Source organism: Quadrisphaera granulorum, from assembly GCF_003149145.1.
GTDB classification, from domain to species: Bacteria; Actinomycetota; Actinomycetes; order Actinomycetales; family Quadrisphaeraceae; genus Quadrisphaera; species Quadrisphaera granulorum.
The window spans coordinates 73,489-91,051 of record NZ_QGDQ01000016.1 but is presented as its reverse complement, the minus strand read 5'-3'; the positions used below and the strand labels follow the sequence as shown (position 1 = coordinate 91,051).

Below are 17,563 nucleotides of genomic sequence, written 5' to 3'. Positions count from 1 at the left end.
TCGCCCCTCACTCGCCGACGGCCTCGGCGCCCAGGCGCACCAGGTCGTGCAGTTCCGCTGTCGACAGGTGCGTCAGCCAGCCCTCGCCGGTCCCGGTGCCGTCGACCTCGGTGGAGCGGACCACCGTCGAGGCGAGGTCGGCTTTGCGGGTCATGAGCTCGTCCACACGCTCCTCCACCGTCCCCACACACACGAGCTTGCGCACCTGCACCTGCTTGGTCTGCCCGATCCGGAATGCCCTGTCGGTGGCCTGCGCCTCGACGGCGGGGTTCCACCACCTGTCGACGTGCACCACGTGGTTGGCCGCCACGAGGTTGAGGCCGGTGCCCCCGGCGCGCAGTGACAGCACCATGAGCGGGCTCGCGCTGCCGTCGTCGTCGTCCTGATCCTCGGGCCGGCCGGAGAAGCGCTGGACCATGGCGTCACGCGCCTTCTTGGACACGCCTCCGTGCAGGTAGGGCACCTCGACGCCGTACCGCTGCTCCAGGTGCGGCACGAGCAGCGCGCCCAGCTCGCGGTACTGGGTGAACAGGAGCGCCTTCTCGCCGTCGGCGACGACGCTGTCGAGGATGTCGTCGACGAGCGCGAGCTTGCCGGAGCGGTGCTGCCCGCGCCGCAGGAACGGGGAGCCGTCGGCGAGCAGCTGCGCCGGGTGGTTGCAGACCTGCTTGAGGCGGGTGAGCGTGGCCAGCACGAGGCCGCGGCGCTGCTCCTTGTTCTTGTTCTTCTCGGCCTCCTTGATCTTGGCGAGCATCTCGTCGACCACGGCTTTGTAGAGCGCCGCCTGCTCGGTGGTGAGGTTGGCGCGGACCACCAGCTCGAGCTTGGCCGGCAGATCGGGGGCGACCCCGGGGTCGGTCTTGGTGCGCCGCAGCACCAGCGGCCGGGTCAGCGTGGTGAGCAGCTGGGTGGCGTTCTCGTCGCCGTGGCGCTCGATGGGCACGCTGAACCGCTCCCGGAAGCGGGGGGCGCTGCCGAGCACACCGGGGTTGGTGAAGTCGACGACGGCGTGCAGCTCCGCCAGCCGGTTCTCCACCGGAGTGCCGGTGAGGGCGATCTTCTGGGTACCGCGCGGCGGGTGCGGCGCCGCCGCCACCTGGCGGACGGCGCGAGCGGCACGCGTGCCGAGGTTCTTCACGTGCTGCGCCTCGTCGAGGGCGACGCGGCGCCAGGCGACGGCGGCGAGGTCGTCGGTGTCGCGAGCGACGAGCGGGTACGTGGTGAGCACGAGGTCGGGGGCACCACCTCCCCGCTGGCCGCTCATCAGCGACCGCAGCTCCTCGCCGCGCAGGCGGTCGGGTCCGTGGTGGGTGTGCACGCGCAGGTCGGGCGCGAAGCGGACCGCCTCGCGCTCCCAGTTGCCGACCACCGACATCGGACAGACCAGCAGCGTGGGCGCCGGGTGCCCCTCACCCACGGCAGCGTCTCGCTCGCGCTCGGACAGCAGCAGCGCCAGCAACTGCACCGTCTTGCCCAGCCCCATGTCGTCGGCGAGGACCCCGCCGAGGCCGTGCGCGTCGAGGAACGCCATCCACGCCACCCCGCGCTCCTGGTAGGGCCGCAGCTGCGCCCGCAGCCCCGTCGGCGGGGGCAGCGGTTCGAGGGTGCGGTGCTCCGCGGCGAAGAGACTGCGCAGCGGCCCCTCGCCCTCGAGGGAGACCAGCGGGGCGGGCAGGGTGCCCGACGCGAGCTGCCCCAGCAGCTGCGTGAGCGGGGTCAGCGGGGCATCGGCCGCCGCCTGGTGCACCGAGCGACGCAGGAAGCGCAGGGACTTGGCGATGGCGTCGGCGTCGACCTGGACCCACTGCCCGCGCAGCTGCACCAGCGGCGCGCGCTGCTCGGCGAGCGCCGCCAGCTCCTTCTCGTCGAGCTCGACGTCGCCGAGCACCACCGTCCAGTCGACGGCGACGAGGTCGGCCTTGGCCAGCGAACCAGGCGCCCCCACAGCGGACGGGACGTCCGAGGTGCCCTGCGGCGCCGGCCCTTCCCCGGGGCGACGGGCGCGCACCGACAGGCCCAGCTGCGGGCGCAACCACCGGCCCGGCAGGGCGACGGCGAAGCCCGCCCCCACGAGCGCGGGCACCCCGTCGGTGACGAGGTCGACCACCTGCTGGGCGGACAGCTCGGCATCGGCGTCCGGGGAGGCACCCAGCTCGAGCAGCGGGGGATGGACGGCGGCGGCGCGGCCCAGCTCGGCCAGGGCGAAGGCCCACGGGTCGAGGTCGCCGTCCCAGTCCTGCCCCCACTCGCCGCCGACGCCGCGGCGTACCTCGCCGGGGGTGGCGACGGTGCTCGGGTCGTCCAGGGAGCGCAACCGCACCTGCAAAAGCCACGGGCCGTCCTCCTCGGAGGGCTCGGCGACGCGCAGGAGCAGCTCCGCGGGCTGCGTGGAGGCGCTGGCGCGCCAGCTCTCCGCCCGGGCCGCCAGCTCCACGAGCGCGCGGGCGGGCGCCTCGGGGCCGACCGGCTCCCGGGTGCGCAGCGCCGTGAGCCACGCTCCCGCGGCGTCGGGCCCGTCCACCGGGACGTCCACCGGCTGGGGCACCGCGGTAGCACGCTGAGCGGCGGCGAGCTGAGACCCGACGAGCGCCGTGACATCGGCGACGACGGCGCCGACCAGCTCCTCGGCGGGGCGGCCGGCTCGCCCGACATCCTCGGCACGAGCTGCGGGAGGCGCGACGGCGGCCGCTGTCGTGCACCAGCGCCGCCACGCCCGGTCCGCGAGGGGGTACCAACGGCCCCACCACTCCCCCTCGGCCTGCTCCAGCCCGGGCACGAGGAGCCCGGCGCGGGCCCTGGTCGCCGCGGCCGCCGCGACACCGGCGAGCCAGCGCAAGTCCTCACCGACCTCGAGCGGCCACGGCAGACCGGCGCCGCGCGGTGGGCCGGCCTCGTGGTCGGCCAGCTCCAGCAGCACCGGGACGGCCCGGTCCGGGGCGAGGACGACGGCGGGCAGACGCTCCACCTGCAGGTCCCCTGCCGACTGGCGCCCGACCGACTGGGGCTGGGGCAGCTGGAGCTCGACGGTGCCGCGCGCCCGCGCCACGAGGGCGTGCGCCAGGCGCGGCAGGACGGGAGCGAGGGCCTCGCGCACGGCGTCGGTGTCGGGGCCCGTCAGCGGGAGCTTGGTGGGGGGCTCGGCCCACAGGCACAGGGCGCCGCGCCGCGCCCAGACGCCGTGGACCGCGAGCACCCGGTGGATGCTAATGACTGGCGGTGACTCCGGCGGTGACAGCCCGGTCCTTGCCGGCGGCGGGTGAGCTGAGCCGAAGCGGCGCACTGGATCGGACCGTCATCCCAGCGTCAGGTCTCTCCCCTACGGTGGGCCACCGTGCCGGCAGGCGTCGACGGAGCCGCCGAGCCGCCGGCGTCGCCGTCGTGAGAGGGACCGTCTGACGTGGAGTGGTGGCACGCCGTCCTACTGGGAGCCGTCGAAGGGATCACGGAGTTCCTGCCGGTCTCGAGCACGGGGCACCTGACGATCCTCGAGAAGCTGCTCGGGTACACCATCGACGACCCCGACATCACGGCCTTCACCGTGATCATCCAGTCGGGGGCGGTACTGGCGACGCTGCTCTATCTGCGCCGCGACATCGTCAGGCTCATCGCGGCGTTCCTCGACGGGCTGCGCTACCCCCAGGCCCGGAAGAACGCCGACTGGCGGATGGCGATCGGCGTGATCGTCGGGTCCATCCCCATTGGCATCATCGGCTTCCTCTTCTCGGACTTCATCGAGACCACCCTGCGCAGCCTGTGGGTGGTGGGCATCGCGCTCATCGGCTGGAGCTTCGTCATGCTCTATGCCGACCGCACCGCCAAGCAGCACCGCCCCGAGAGCTCGGTGACCTGGCGCGACACCCTCTCCATCGGCATCGTGCAGTGCCTCGCGCTGGTGCCGGGGGTGTCACGGTCCGGCGCCACGATGTCGATCGGCCTCGTGCTCGGCCTGAACCGCGTCACCGTGACCCGGCTGTCGTTCTTCCTCTCGATCCCCGCGCTGACCGCGGCGAGCCTCTACCAGGGCATCAGCGCCGCACCGCAGATCTCCAGCGGCATCGGGTGGGGCAACACGCTGCTCGCCACGGCCGTGAGTTTCGTGGTGGCGTACTTCACCGTCGACTGGCTGCTGAAGTTCATCGCCCGCCACAGCTACTCGGTGTTCATCGTCTACCGCATTATCGCGGGTGCGGTGGTGCTGGCACTCGTGGGCACCGGGGTCGTCTCCGCCACCTGAGCCCGTCGCGGTGCTGTGGCACCGTGGGGAGGGTGACCCGCTCGAGCGACCTCTCGACCGACCTGCTGACCGACTCCCGGCTCCTCCTGCCTGACCTCGTCTCCCTGCGCCGCACCCTGCACGCGGCACCCGAGGTGGGCCTGCAGCTGCCGCGCACCCAGGCGACGGTGCTCGAGGCGCTGGCGGGACTGGGCCTGGAGGTCAGCACCGGCCCCCGGGACAGCGCGACGACGGGCGTGGTCGCGGTGCTCCGGGGCTCGGCCCCGGCATCTGGTGACCGTCCGACCGTGCTGCTGCGAGGCGACATGGACGCACTGCCCGTCGTCGAGACGAACGACCTGCCCTACGCCTCGACCAACGGCGCGATGCACGCCTGCGGTCACGACCTGCACGTCGCCGGCCTCGTGGGTGCGGCACGGCTGCTGGCGGCACGGCGCGAGGAGCTCGCGGGCGACGTCGTCTTCATGTTCCAGCCGGGTGAGGAGGGCTTCGGCGGCGCGAAGATCATGATTGACGAGGGAGTGCTCGCCGCCTCCGGCAGCCACCCGGTCGCGGCGTACGGCGTGCACGTGGCTCCCGGCGAGCGGGGCGTCTTCAGCAGCCGGCCCGGCCCGCTCATGGCGGGGTCCAACCAGCTGCACATCACGGTCACCGGCGCCGGGGGTCACGGGTCGCGTCCCTACGCCGCGCTCGACCCCGTGCCCGCCCTCGCCGAGGTCGTCACGGCGCTGCAGACCATGGTCACGCGCCGCTTCGACGTGTTCGACCCGGTGGTGCTGTCCGTGACGCAGCTGTCCGCGGGTGAGGCCCTCAACGTCATCCCGCCGGCCGCCTCGCTCGGCGCCACCGTCCGCACCCTCTCGGACACCTCCGTGCAGCGGCTCCGGGAAGAGGCCGCACGGCTGGCCCACGGCATCGCCGCCGCTCACGGCTGTACCGCCGAGGTCTCCTTCGAGATCCAGTACCCCGTCACCGTCAACGACGCCGGCGCCGTGACCACCGCCCTGGACGTCGTGCGGTCCCTGCTCGGCGAAGACCGCGGCACCGTCATGCCCGTGCCGCTCATGGGTTCGGAGGACTTCAGCTTCGTGCTCGACCGGGTACCGGGCGCGTTCCTCTTCCTCGGGGCGAGCCCGGACGGGGTCGACCCGGCGACGACGCCGTGGAACCACTCACCGCTGGTGCTCTTCGACGACGCCGTGCTGGGCGACCAGGCCGCCGCGCTGGCCGCGATGGCGCTGCACCACCTCGTTCGCTGATCAGCCGGCTGAGCGCGCGCCCTCGAGGGCGCCGTTCCACGCGCCGCTGACGGCCCCGGTGACCACGGAGACCACCTGGTGCACGAGCTCCTGCGACCGCGCCTCCAGGCCGGTGGTGTCGACGCCGGGCACGCTGACCTGGGGCAGGGCGTAGGCGAACAGGACGACGACGATCGCCGCGAGCACGAACAGCGTGAACGCAGTGCTGGTGAGGGAGCGGACGGCGCGCACAGTGACCTCCGAGACGACGGGACACACGGGACACACGGGACCGACAGAGCGTTCTGGACATTTCACACCCCGCACCTGAAGGCCGCCTGAGGACCCGTGGCCGGGAGCCGGGATGGGGAGCCGGGATCGGGAGCGGCGGCGGGGTTGGGAGAGTGGCCGCGTGCGCATCGTCGTCATCGACCCGAACCTGCCGGCCGTCGCCGCGGAGCTGGAGGAGGCCGCGCGGGCCGCCGTCCCCGGGACCGAGGTCAGCTGGCATCCCCGGTTCGACAAGGAAGCGGTGGCTCGCGACCTGCCCGGAGCGGAGGTCCTGGTCGCGAGCCGGTACACCGCGTCCCTGACGCCGCTGAGCGGCTCGTTGCGCCTGCTGCAGTGCCCCGCGGCGGGCCTGGACGCCATCGACACGGCGGCGCTGCCCGCTGGGGTGCTCGTGGCCAACACCGGCCACCACGAGCGCAGCGTCGCCGAGCACGTGCTCGCCGGCGTCGTCGTCCTGCGGCGACGGTTGCGCGAGCAGGACGCGGCGCTGCGCGAGCGCAGCGAGTGGGCCTCCTCCACCTTCGACTCCTCGCTCCCCCTGGTCGGCGGGCTGGACGGTGCACGGATCGGCTTCGTCGGGTTCGGCGCCATCGGTCGCGCCTGCTGGGCCCCGTTCGCGGCGCTCGGCGCGGTGGGGGCGGCGGTGACGGGCAGTGGCTCCCTCGCCCGGCCCGATCTGAACTGGCCCGATCTGAACTGGCCCGATCTGGAATGGCACGGTCGCACCGACGGCGCTGACGGCCGTGGCGGGCTGGACCGGCTGGTTGCCGAGTCCGACGTCCTCGTGCTGTCCGCCCCGCTGACCCCGGCGACGACGGATCTCGTCGACGCGCGGGTGCTGGGGTTGGCCCCGGCCGACGCGGTGCTCGTCAACGTCGGCCGTGGGCCGCTGGTCAACGAGGACGCGCTGTTCGAGGCGCTCGCCGCCGGTCGGCTCGGTGGCGCGGTGCTCGACGTGTGGTGGACGTACCCCGGCGGGGGCGCACCCGGCGGATCAGCCGGGGCTGCTCGGCCAGGTCGCGCCGACCCGGTGGTGGGTGCACCGGGTCGGCGCGACTGGGGCTCGCTGGCCAACGTGGTCGCTTCCCCGCACTCCTCGGGCATCACCCGCCAGACGCTGCTGGCGCGGGTGGCCGACATCGCCGAGAACCTCAGCAGGCTCGAGGCGGGGACGCCGCTGCTCAACGCTGTGGGTCGCTGACGCCCTCCCCGGCGACCTCGTTCGCGCGTCGCGCGGCCCGCAGCGCCCGGTTGCGGGCGTACTGGGCTGCGGCGAGCTGCGCCGGGGTCGGAAGACCTGCCGTGAGGTCTGCTGGGCTGTCGGCAGGGCTATCGGCAGGGCTATCGGCAGGGCTGTCGGCAGGGCTGTCGGCACGGTGCCGTCCACGCCGCCGCTCGGGTTGGGACTGCGGGAGCTGGGGCTGCCCGGGGAGCCGCTGGTGGGGCACCCGGGGCGCCACCGGCGGGCGGGCACCGAAGACCCGCTCGCCACCCGCGCGTTCGAGCGCCGCCACCGGGGGCACCGGCACAGCAACCGGCGCAGGTGCAGCCGTAGGTGCTGGTGATGGAGCTGGTGCTGCGGCGCGGGGCTTGGCGCGCATGACGAGCATCGGCAGCTGTACGTAGGAGGCCAGGAGACCGAAGCAGACCACCGCCCACGTCTCATGGATGCCGTACTGCACCGTGGCGGTGATGAGGCCGGTCCACACGCTGAGCTGGGTCACGGCCACGGTGACCCGCATCACGCGGGTGATGGTGACGGCCAGCGGCGTCGTCTTGTGGTTGGCGGAGCCGGTGGCCACCCACTCCTTGGTGCGCTTGGTGATGACGTGGGCGATGGCGACGGCGTGGGCGAAGGAGTACAGCTGCTGCACCCGCAGCACGTCCATGCGCCAGTAGCAGTGCATCACGGTGGGGAGCACGAAGTACCACAGGAGCACCGCGCCGAGCAGCCAGGCGGTGTTGCCGGGGTGGATCTCGTCGGGGAAGACGTAGAGCATGACGAGTCCGGGCAGCGGGGCCAGGAAGATGTTGACGCCGGTGGAGATGTAGTAGAGGAACCCGCTCCAGAACGAGATCCGCTGCCGCCAGCTGAAGATCGGGTTGGCGTGGAAGCTGCGGTCGGCCAGCAGCGACATCGAGCCGGTGCACCAGCGGTACTGCTGGTTGAGGAAGCCGAGCAGCTGGTCCGGGCACAGGCCCTTGCTCACGAGCACCGGCACGTAGCGCAGCTGGTAGCCGGCCTTCATGAGTTTGACGCCGGTGTGCACGTCCTCGCTGTGGCCGATCTGCGCGAAGCCGCCCGCCGCCTCCAGCGCGCTGCGCCGGTAGATGGCGCAGGTGCCCACGCAGATGGCGGCCCGGGAGGCGTCGCGGGCGGGTTGGATCCACCGGTAGAACAGCTCCTGCGTGGCGCCCGCGGTGCGCTGCAACCAGGGCATTCCCTTGAGCGCGTCGAAGTACTGCGGGCTCTGCACGATGCCGGTGGTGGGGTCGAGGAAGTACGGCACCAGCTCACGCAGGTAGTCGGTGCGCGGCACGAAGTCGGCGTCGAAGATGGCGATGAGGTCGCCGTCGGACTGCTGGTAGCCGAAGAGGAGGTTCCCGGCCTTCTTGAGGTGGCCGCGGTTCGGTCGCACGCGGTACTGGAAGCCGTGGCGCGCGGCGAGCTCGCGGACCTCGGGCCGGTCGGCGTCGTCGAGCACCCACGCGACGACGCGTCCCGGCCAGTCGAGGCGGGCGATGTGGCGGTAGGTGTTGTCGAGCACGTCGACCGGCTCACCCGCTGTCGGCAGGAAGACGTCGACGCTCGGCCAGACGTCCGGCGTGTAGCGGGAGACGCGGGCGAGGTGGTCTGCCAGGGACGTCCGCTTGGTGCGGGTCGAGCTCAGCAGCGACACCGCTCCGGTGACCACGTAGAGCGCCGCCGGCAGCAGGAACGGCAGCAGCCGCCAGTCCGACAGGGCGAACTGCGAGACCGAGCAGACCACCAGGAGCATGGCGCTGGCCTGCACACCGAGCAGCCAGCGGTGCTGGCGTCCCATGTAGGCGTACTTCTCGGTGTCGCTCGGCGGCTCGGGGAGGGCGGTGCGGGCCCGCACGAGCGCCGCGCCGCGCAACGGCTCCTCCCAGAACGCGGCGTGGTGCGTTCCGGCCGGGGCGGTGACGGCGCTCACGGGGTGACCGTCGCGCTAGGAGTAGCCGTGGCCGTCGGGCTGGCCGTGGAGCTGGCAGTCGGGCTGCCCGTGGGGGCGGGCGTGGCGGTCGCCGTCGTCGTCGGGGTCGTCGTCGTGGGGGTGGCCGTGGGTGTCGGTGGGCTGGCCGTCGCCGTCGCCGTCGCCGTCGCCGTCGCCGTCGTCGTCGGGGTCGGAGTCGGGGTCGGGGTGGGGGTCGCCGTCGCGGTGGCTCCCACCGGTTGCAGGCGGAAGCTCTTGCCGATCTCGAGGCCGTGCTGCGAGGCCGTGAGCCCAGTGCTGAACGCGCTGAAGGTGGAGGTCGTGGAGTCCAGGCGCCAGTCGTTGGTGAACCCGTTCTGGCTCACGGCGTACTGGAACCAGACGAAACCGACCACGTCGCTCTGGCGTGCCAGGCCCGAGAAGAAGGCCGCGACCCAGGCGGCCTTGTTACCTCCGCTCTCGGTGGCGCCGACCTCGGCGATGAGGATCGGTTTGCCGGGTGCCACGAGACGCAGCTGCGTGAAGGTGCGCTGGTAGGTGGCGTCGAAGGTCAGGGGTTGTCGGCTGCTGACGTCCTCCGGGCGGTAGTAGCCGGTCATACCGACCCAGTCGACGTAGGAGGCGCCGGGGTAGAGCGTGCCGACGGCGGGGAAGCGGGAGCTGCTGATGTTGTCGACGCGGTTGGGTGACCAGACCCAGATGACGAGGTCACCGGCGCCGGCGGCCTGGAAGACGTCGTGCACCTTCCGCCACGCCGCGACGTACTCCGCGGGCGTGTTGCCGGCGGTGTTGGCGTTGCTGGCGCCACCTCCGGTGGCGGTGGACCAGCGGTACCAGTCGCCGTTCATCTCGTGGTCGAAGCGGATGGCCACCGGCAGTCCGGTGGCGCGGACGTCGCGGGCCCACCGGGTGAGGTAGTCGTCGAAGGCGCCGGAGGCGATGTTCCGCAGGGCGTAGTTGACGGCGCCCGTGTCGGGGGTCTCCAGCGGACGCGACTCCCAGGTGATCATGGGCAGGGTCCCGGCTCGCCAGGCCTCGACGACGCGGGCGGGCTCGAAGTCGGTGTCCCAGCCCTGGTAGGTGCTCGTGAGGTTCGACTGCCGCCGCAGGCTGCCCTCCAGCGCGACCGCCTCCTGGGTGGTGGCGGTGCTGAGCCCGAAGTAGCGCCCCGAGGCGACGATCTCCGCCTTGGTGGGGGCCGTCGGCCAGGCCGGGGACTTCGTCGGCGGGGTGGCGGTCACCGTGGGGGTGACGCGGCTGCGCAGCTGCTCGCAGGCCTTGCCGTCACGGTCGCCGTCGAGGGCGGCGAGGCGGACGGGGTCGGCGTCGAAGGCGGCCTGCGCGGTCTCGCGGTCCGGGTAGCCGTCGCAGCGCGGTGTGGATGATGTCGAGGACGGCGAGGTGGTGGGCTTCGCCGAGGTGGTGGGCTTCGCCGTGGCGGACGGCGCGGCGGTCCCGCCGCCGGAGCGGGTGGGGTCGGACTTTTCCTTCGGGACGACGACGGGCGCCTGGCGGGCAGAGCGGAGCTGCTCGCAGGCCTTGCCGTCGCCGTCGCCGTCGAGCACGGCCAGGCGGCGGCGGTCGCCGTCGAAGGCGGCCTGGGCGGACTCCTGGTCGGGGTAGGCCAGGCAGGTGGTCACGCGGGTGGAGGCGGCGGCGTGCACGGCGGGGATCACCTGGAGGGTTGAGCCTCCGGCGCCGGGTGCACTGCCGGTACTCGTGGAGCCCGATCCCGACGAAGACCCCGACGAGGAGATCGGCGTCCCGGTCGGGGTTGCGGTTGGGGTCAGGGTCGGGGTGGTGCTCGCCTCGGCTGGCCGCTCTCGGGCGGCGCTGAGGGCGGCGTCGGGGCCGAGCCTGACGTCGAGCTCTGTCCAGGTGCCGGCCCCGAGGGCCGTGACGAGGGCGAGGGCTGTGGCGTAGCGGGCGGGACGGCGGCGCAGGTCGGGCACGGTGCCTCCGGCGGTCGCGGCAGCCAGCGGTCGCTGACCGGCCTCCTCGCGAAGGCGTGACACAGAGTGCACGGACCTTGACTGGTTGTGACCAACGCGTCCCTCTGCGCCGGGGGACGCCACCCGATCGGCGCACTCCGCGGTGCGAGTCCAGCGGTGCGAGTCCAGCGGTGCGCGCTCAGCGGCGACTCAGGACCGCCGTCCGGAAGGTCTTCTTGGCGGACGGTGTGAGCAGCAGCTGCCCGGCGAAGCCGATCACCAGCGCCGCGAGCACGCCGAGATTGGCGAACGTCCAGTCGCCGCCCTTGCCGCCGAGCCCGAGCGGGCCCATGAGGTAGCCCTGCCAGCCGAGCCACGTGGCACTGGTGTTGACCACCAGCCCCCAGCCGACGGCGGTGGCGAGCAGCAGCACGGCCACCGGGCCCCAGCGCACGGAGCCGTAGGGGCCGGTGGGGTCGAAGAGGGCGTCGTCGTCGTAGGCACCCGATCGGCGCACGAAGTCGGCGATCGCCGCGCCCGCCCACGCGGCGATGGGCACGCCGAGGGTGATGAGGAAGCCCTGGAACGGGGTGAGGAAGTCCGCCGAGACGAAGACGACGTACACCGCTCCGGCCACCATGAGCACCCCGTCGACGAGGGCGGCCACCCACCGGGGGGCCGGCAGTCCGAGAGAGAGCAGCGCCAGGCCCGAGGAGTAGATGTCGAGCACCGCCCCACCCACCAGGGACAGGACGGCGACGACGGCGAACGGCACGAGGAACCACACCGGAAGCCCCGCGGCGAGCGCACCGATGGGGTCGGTGCTGACGCCGTCGGAGAAGTCGGGAGAGGAGGCAGCCAGGAGCACCCCGAACGACAGCAGCACGAGCGGTGCGGCGGCGCCGCCGAAGGTGGTCCACCAGACGACGCCGGGGCGTGAGGAGTGGCGCGGCAGGTAGCGGGAGTAGTCGCCGGCGGCGTTGACCCAACCAAGCCCGAACAGCGTCATCGTGAACACCGTGGCACCGACGAGGGCCTGCCAGGACCCGGTGGGCAGGGCCGCGACCGCGCTCCAGCTGATGTCGTCGGCGCGGAGCGCGAGGAAGACCACCGTGAGCACGCCCGTGACCACGGTGATGACGGACTGCAGCTTCATGATCGCCTCGAAGCCGAGCACCCCGGCCCCCACGACCAGCAGGACGACGAGGACGAGCGCCGCCGCCTTCGTCACGGTGCCGCCGCCCCACCCGAGCGCGGTGAAGACTGTCGCGGTGGCCAGTGACGCGGTCGCGACAAGGATGGTCTCCCACCCGACGGTGAGCACCCAGCTGACGGCCGAGGGCAGCCGGTTGCCCCGGACGCCGTAGGCGGCGCGCGAGACGACCATCGTGGGGGCCGAGGCGCGCGTCCCCCCGAGGGCGACCAGGCCACACAGGAGGAACGAGCTGACGACGCCCACCACCCCGGCCAGCAGGGCCTGCCACCAGCTGAGGCCGAAGCCCAGCACGAAGGCGCCGTTGGCGATGCCGAAGACGGAGACGTTGGCGGCGAACCACGGCCAGAAGAGGCTGGAGGGCTTGCCCCGCCGCTCGGACTCGTCGATGACGTTGAGGCCGTTGACCTCGACGCGCGACAGTGAGGGCGTCTGTGGGGGCGTCACGCCGGAACAGTAGGCGCTGGTGGGCCATGCTCCGGGGGTCGTCATCGGCGAGCGGCATCCCGTCGAACGCCTGTTTGAGATCTGGGTCATCGATCCACTACGCTGTGTCCGTGGCGACGACCGCTCCCAAGGGCTCCCCCACCCGCACTGACGACCTCACCAGCCGCCAGCGTGCCGTCCTGGACACCATCCGAGACTCCGTGGCCAAGCGGGGCTACCCGCCGAGCATGCGCGAGATCGGCAAGGTCGTCGGTCTGCACAGCCCGAGCAGCGTGGCCCACCAGCTGGTCTCCCTCGAGCGCAAGGGTTATCTGCGCCGGGACCCGAATCGTCCGCGCGCCATCGAGGTGGTCGAGGTGGGCCGCGCCCGCCCGGGCGCCGCCACCGACGAGCGTGACGCCGGCGTCGAGACCGCCCTCGTGCCGCTGGTCGGACGGATCGCGGCCGGTGCGCCGCTGTTGGCGGAAGAGGAGGTCGAAGATGTCTTCGCCCTCCCTCGCCAGCTCGTGGGCGACGGTGAGCTCTTCACGCTCCGCGTCGTCGGTGACTCCATGGTCGACGCCGCCATCTGCGACGGTGACTACGTCGTGGTCAGAAGCCAGCCCGTCGCCGAGAACGGCGAGGTGGTCGCCGCGATGATCGACGGCGAGGCCACCGTCAAGGTGCTCCAGCGCCGCGACGGCCAGGTGTGGCTGCTGCCCCGCAACGACGCCTACGCCCCCATCGACGGCACCGACGCCACCGTGCTCGGTCGCGTCGTCACGGTGCTGCGCGCGCTCTGACCGGTCGCTGGCTCAGGCCCCGACAAGGGCGCGCGCCATCCCTCCAGCCACACGGCGGGTGAGGCGACCGCGCGCCAGGCCGATGTCGGCGAGGTCGTCGAACACGGCGCTGTCGTGCGCCGACGCGCGCAGCGCCGCGTGGAGCAACCGGTCGCTGCGGACGAGGCGAGCGGCGAGGTCGGTGTGCCGCAGGTGGCCCACGAGCGCCTCGGCGAGCATGGCGTCGTAGCGTCCCCCGCCGACCGCCGCCCGCCCCGCGAGCACGCCCGACAGCACGGCGTAGTAGATCCCCTCACCGGTCACGGGGTTGACGAGACTGGCCGCGTCACCGGCGAGGAGCACGCGCCCCACCGACCACACGCCGCTACGGCCGGTCGAGAGCGGCAGCGGGTGCCCGGCCACCTGCTCGGCCCCGGCCGTCGTCCCCGGCAGCAGCTCCTCCAGGCGCTCGAGCAGGCGGGCCCGCGTGGGCGCCTCCCCCACGCTCGAGCGCGAGTCGACGAGCTGCCCGAACCCGACGTTCGCGCGCCCGTCACCGACCGGGAACGACCACGCGTAGCTCGGACGGTCGGTGTCCTGCGAGAACGCGAGCACCTGCACGCCGGCGTGCTCGGGGAGCACGGGGGCGTAGGCGCGCACGGCGATCGCCGTCGTCCCCCGTCGCTGCGGCGGCACGACCGCCGGGCCCAGGGCCCGCCGCACCTCCGAGTGCGCGCCGTCGGCACCGACCGCGATGCGCCCGCGGACCACCTCACCGTCGGTCAGGACGACGCCGACACCCGCGCCGTCCTGCAGGACGTCGCGCACGCGCGCCCGGCGCAGCACCGCGCCGCGCTCGACGGCTGCGCGCACCAGGCGTTCGTCGAGGACGGCGCGCGGCACTACCTGCGCGGGACGGGCCATGGCCTCCTCAACCACTGGCACACCGGCCGCGCCGACCACGGAGATGCGCAGCCGCGGCGCCACCGGCCAGTCGCCGAGGAGACCGGTGACGCCGACGGTGGCCAGCACGTCGAGGGCGTGCGGAGCGACGCCGTCGCCGCAGACCTTGTCGCGGGGGAAGTCGGCGCGGTCGAGCAGGAGCACCCGCGCGTCGGGGCGCTGGTGCAGGGCGCCGAGGGCGGCCGCGGAGCCGGCCGGCCCGGCTCCGACGACGACCAGGTCCCAGTGCTCGCTCACACCGCCGAGTGTGCCAGCGGCCACGGAGGCGCTCTCAGGCGGCGAGCTTCACCGTCAGGTCGGAGCCGGCGAGGGCCTTGGTGAACGGGCAGATCGCCTGGGCCTGCTCCAGGACCCGCTCGGCGACGTCGTCGGCGAGGCCGCTGACCTCCAGCGTGATGTGCGAGGTGTAGCCGGCCTCTTCCGCGGTGGTCAGGACGACGTGGGCGGTGACCTGGGCGTCGCTGGCGTCGACGTCCTGCGTCGAGGCGGCGATGCCGATGGACTGCTGCAGGCAGGCCGCGGTGGCGGCGGCCATGAGGTGCTCGGGGGTGGTGCGGTCACCGGCGGCCTCGCCGGCCAGCTGGGTGGCCGCCTCGAGGACGCCGTCGGAGGTGGTCACGCTCCCGGTGACGGCGGTGGCGGTGGCATCCTGGACAGTGGTCTGGCTGCTTGGGGAGCTCATCACCCGACGCTAGGCAGGCCTGGCTGCCGCCGCCTCTTGATCACTCGCTGCGACGTCCAGTCGACGCAGCGCACCGAGCACGACGTCCTTGTCGGTGGTCGGCCACAGCGGCGGCAGGCTCGCCCGCAGGAACGAGCCGTACCGCTTGGTGGCCAGCCGCGGGTCGAGCAAGGCCACCACGCCGCGATCGGAGGTGCTGCGCAGTAGCCGGCCAGCACCCTGCGCCAGCAACAGCGCCGCGTGGGTGGCCGAGACGGCCATGAAGCCGTTGCCGCCGGCCCTGTCGGCGGCTTCCGCGCGGGCGGAGGCGAGCGGGTCGTCGGGGCGGGGGAAAGGGATCCTGTCGAGGATGACGAGCTGGCAGGACGGGCCCGGCACGTCGACGCCCTGCCAGAGGGTCAGCGTGCCGAACAGGCACGTGCGGGGCTCGGCAGCGAACTCGCGCACGAGGTTGGGCACGGTGTCGTCGCCCTGGCACAGCACGGAGATGCCGTGCTGGCCGAGTCGGTCGCCGAGCGCCTCCGCGGCGGCCTCGGCGGCGCGGCGGGAGGAGAACAGCCCCAGCGCGCGTCCGCCGGCAGCGATGACGAGCTGCTCGACCTCCTCCAGCACCTCCGGCGCCGGCCCCTCGCGACCGGGCTGCGGCAGATGTTTGGCCACGTAGAGGATGCCCTGCTTGGCGTGGTCGAACGGGCTGCCGACGTCGAGCGCGGTCCACTGCGGGGCACCGGCCCCCTGCAGACCGAGCGCTCCGGCGGCGGCGTCGAAGGAGCCACCCGGTGTGAGCGTCGCCGAGGTGAGCACCACGGTCGAGCTGCCGAAGAGGTGGTCGCGCAGCGTCATCGCCACGCTCAGCGGCGCCACGTGGAGCACTCGGGGGCGGGGCTCCTCGTCGCGGCGCCACGCGCCGGGCGCCTCGAGCCAGGCGACGTCAGCGCTGACCTCCCCCGACGCATCGCCTGCGGGGCCGACCTCGACGAGCCGCTCCGCCACGTCGAACACCTCGCTCAGCGCAGCGCGAGCGACCTGCTTGCCGGCCGCGGCCTCGCCGTCGTCGTCCTTCGAGCCCTGCCCCGACCCACCGGCTTCCCCCTTGAGGCCCGACAGGGCCTCGCGGGCGGCGTCGCGCACACCCGCCACCGCCAGCCGGACCGGGTCCGGCAGACCCCGCGGGTAGCGCCCGACGGGCGCGTCCTCGAGCACGGCGCCGAGGTCGTCCGACGCCACGCGCAGCCGCTCGGCGGAGGTCGGGTCGAGGCCGCCCTGGCGACGCGCGGTGGTCGCCGCCTGCGCGACCGCCGCCGCCGACAGCGACCCCGTGGCCACGGAGGTGACCCTGTCGACCAGCTCGTGGGCCTCGTCGATGACGACGACGTCGTGCTCGGGCAGCAGCTGCACGTCTTCGACGGCGTCGATGGCCAGCAGGGCGTGGTTGGTGACGACGACGTCGACCTCCTTCGCCCGCGCCCGCGCCAGCTCGACGTGGCACTCCTCCGCCACCGGGCAGCGCGTGGCGCCCAGGCACTCCCGGGAGCTGACGGAGACCTGCCGCCAGGCGCGCTCGGAGACGCCGGGGACCAGCTCGTCACGGTCTCCGGTCTCGGTGTCCTGCGCCCAGCGGTGGAGCCTCGCGACCTCGCGGCCGAGCTGGCTGCTCGGGCCGCTGCTGCTCGCGGCGGGGCGGCGGTCGGTGGCGCGCTCGGCGCCGCCGACCAGCTCCATGCCGGGCAGCGCCTCGGGCTCGTCCTCGGGGAAGCCACCGAGCAGCTTCTGCCGGCACACGTAGTGGGCGCGGCCCTTGACCGTCTGCCACGTGAGCTCCCGGCCGAGCAGGGGGCGCAGCGCCTGGCTCAGCCGGGGCAGGTCACGGTCGACCACCTGCGCCTGCAGCGCCAGCGTCGCAGTGGACACCACGCCCGGGGTGCCGGTCTCGGCGGCGTGCGCCGCCAGCGGCACGAGGTACCCGAGCGACTTGCCGGTGCCCGTCCCGGCCTGAACCAGCAGGTGGCGCCCCGACCTGACGGCCTGGGTAACGGCGGCGACCATCTTCTGCTGGCCCTCGCGCGGGGCCCCACCGAGCGCCGCGACAGCGGCGTCGAGCAGGTCGGAGGGGTCGGCTCCGCGGCTGGGCTTCGGCACCGAGCCACCCTACGCAGCGCGCGCCCGGCGCCCCGCCGTTCATCCACAGCCCCCGCCCCTGTGGACAACCGGAGCGAGGATCTGCCTCCTCCCGGCAGTCTGCGCAGGGTGCGGCCGCTGGATCCCCGACGCGACCGGACGGCTGTGGCAGGTGGACATGGTGTGGTTGGAACAGCGGGTCGTGGTCGAGTACGACGGCGACATCCATCGCCTCAAGGGCAAGGCGCAGTGGCGCCACGACGAAGACAAGCGGACTCGTCTGCGGGAGAGCGGGTGGACTGTCGTCGTCCTCGTCGGCGGCAGCCTGGACAGGCACCGGCCATGGGTCCGAGAGGAGACGGTCGCCCGGGTGCGCCACGCACTGTCCGGAGTCTGAGCCGGGGCTGCGCCGTCGCAACCCTGACACCTGTGCACTTCAGGGGCGTCTCACCCCGCTACTCGCCCTCGAAGTGCGCAGGTGCGAAAGCCCCCCCCCCGCCGCCCAATGA

The 17,563-nt window shown here is 73.5% G+C and carries 13 protein-coding genes; 5 read left to right on the top strand and 8 right to left on the bottom strand.

What is annotated here, in order from left to right; all coding sequences use genetic code 11:
* Positions 1–7: 7 nt before the first annotated feature.
* Positions 8–3,193, bottom strand: a complete 3,186-nt coding sequence (locus tag BXY45_RS13365; RefSeq protein ID WP_211319545.1) for a DEAD/DEAH box helicase — start codon at positions 3,191–3,193, stop codon at positions 8–10.
* 204 nt (positions 3,194–3,397) lie between these two features.
* Here BXY45_RS13365 and BXY45_RS13360 point away from each other — a divergent pair, with 204 nt between their 5' ends.
* Both BXY45_RS13360 and BXY45_RS13355 read left to right on the top strand, forming a co-directional pair.
* Positions 3,398–4,234, top strand: a complete 837-nt coding sequence (locus tag BXY45_RS13360; protein ID WP_109774998.1) for an undecaprenyl-diphosphate phosphatase — start codon at positions 3,398–3,400, stop codon at positions 4,232–4,234.
* A 23-nt stretch (positions 4,235–4,257) separates the two neighbouring features.
* Positions 4,258–5,493, top strand: a complete 1,236-nt coding sequence (locus tag BXY45_RS13355) for a M20 metallopeptidase family protein (protein WP_425468330.1) — start codon at positions 4,258–4,260, stop codon at positions 5,491–5,493.
* Here BXY45_RS13355 and BXY45_RS13350 read toward each other — a convergent pair whose 3' ends face one another.
* Positions 5,494–5,751: a hypothetical protein gene (locus tag BXY45_RS13350; RefSeq protein WP_109774997.1), complete on the bottom strand. Its 258-nt coding sequence runs from the start codon at positions 5,749–5,751 to the stop codon at positions 5,494–5,496. It lies immediately after the preceding gene.
* Positions 5,752–5,884: 133 nt separating this feature from the next.
* Here BXY45_RS13350 and BXY45_RS13345 point away from each other — a divergent pair, with 133 nt between their 5' ends.
* Complete coding sequence (locus BXY45_RS13345) at positions 5,885–6,964, top strand: NAD(P)-dependent oxidoreductase (protein ID WP_170131497.1); 1,080 nt, start codon at positions 5,885–5,887, stop codon at positions 6,962–6,964.
* Here the strand turns inward: BXY45_RS13345 and BXY45_RS13340 are convergent.
* From BXY45_RS13340 to BXY45_RS13325, 3 genes are all read right to left on the bottom strand, one after another.
* On the bottom strand, positions 6,945–8,939 hold the full coding sequence (locus BXY45_RS13340) for a glycosyltransferase family 2 protein (protein WP_109774995.1): 1,995 nt from the start codon (positions 8,937–8,939) through the stop codon (positions 6,945–6,947). The two genes, BXY45_RS13345 and BXY45_RS13340, sit on opposite strands and share 20 nt — an antisense overlap.
* On the bottom strand, positions 8,936–10,963 hold the full coding sequence (locus BXY45_RS23315; protein ID WP_170131496.1) for a glycoside hydrolase family 26 protein: 2,028 nt from the start codon (positions 10,961–10,963) through the stop codon (positions 8,936–8,938). The genes BXY45_RS13340 and BXY45_RS23315 overlap by 4 nt, the downstream gene beginning before the upstream one ends.
* Before the next feature lie 106 nt (positions 10,964–11,069).
* On the bottom strand, positions 11,070–12,530 hold the full coding sequence (locus tag BXY45_RS13325) for a purine-cytosine permease family protein (RefSeq protein WP_245961800.1): 1,461 nt from the start codon (positions 12,528–12,530) through the stop codon (positions 11,070–11,072).
* Positions 12,531–12,640: 110 nt separating this feature from the next.
* Between BXY45_RS13325 and lexA the strand changes: the two genes are divergently transcribed.
* Positions 12,641–13,312 (top strand): transcriptional repressor LexA, encoded by a 672-nt coding sequence (gene lexA / locus BXY45_RS13320; protein WP_245961799.1) that lies wholly within the window; start codon positions 12,641–12,643, stop codon positions 13,310–13,312.
* A gap of 12 nt (positions 13,313–13,324) precedes the next feature.
* Here the strand turns inward: lexA and BXY45_RS13315 are convergent, their stop codons facing one another.
* From BXY45_RS13315 to BXY45_RS13305, 3 genes are read right to left on the bottom strand one after another with little or no spacing between them, the layout of a single operon-like run.
* The gene (locus tag BXY45_RS13315) at positions 13,325–14,491 is read right to left on the bottom strand and encodes an NAD(P)/FAD-dependent oxidoreductase (RefSeq protein ID WP_109775028.1); all 1,167 of its coding nucleotides are present in this window, start codon (positions 14,489–14,491) and stop codon (positions 13,325–13,327) included.
* A gap of 34 nt (positions 14,492–14,525) precedes the next feature.
* Positions 14,526–14,936 (bottom strand): OsmC family protein, encoded by a 411-nt coding sequence (locus BXY45_RS13310; RefSeq protein ID WP_109774992.1) that lies wholly within the window; start codon positions 14,934–14,936, stop codon positions 14,526–14,528.
* Positions 14,937–14,945: 9 nt separating this feature from the next.
* Positions 14,946–17,075 carry an ATP-dependent DNA helicase gene (locus BXY45_RS13305; protein ID WP_245961798.1) on the bottom strand — a complete coding sequence of 710 codons (2,130 nt, stop codon included), beginning with the start codon at positions 17,073–17,075 and terminating at the stop codon, positions 14,946–14,948.
* Positions 17,076–17,226: 151 nt separating this feature from the next.
* On the opposite strand from BXY45_RS13305, the gene BXY45_RS13300 reads away from it, so the two are divergent.
* Complete coding sequence (locus tag BXY45_RS13300) at positions 17,227–17,451, top strand: PDDEXK family nuclease (protein ID WP_109774991.1); 225 nt, start codon at positions 17,227–17,229, stop codon at positions 17,449–17,451.
* Positions 17,452–17,563 lie beyond the last annotated feature (112 nt).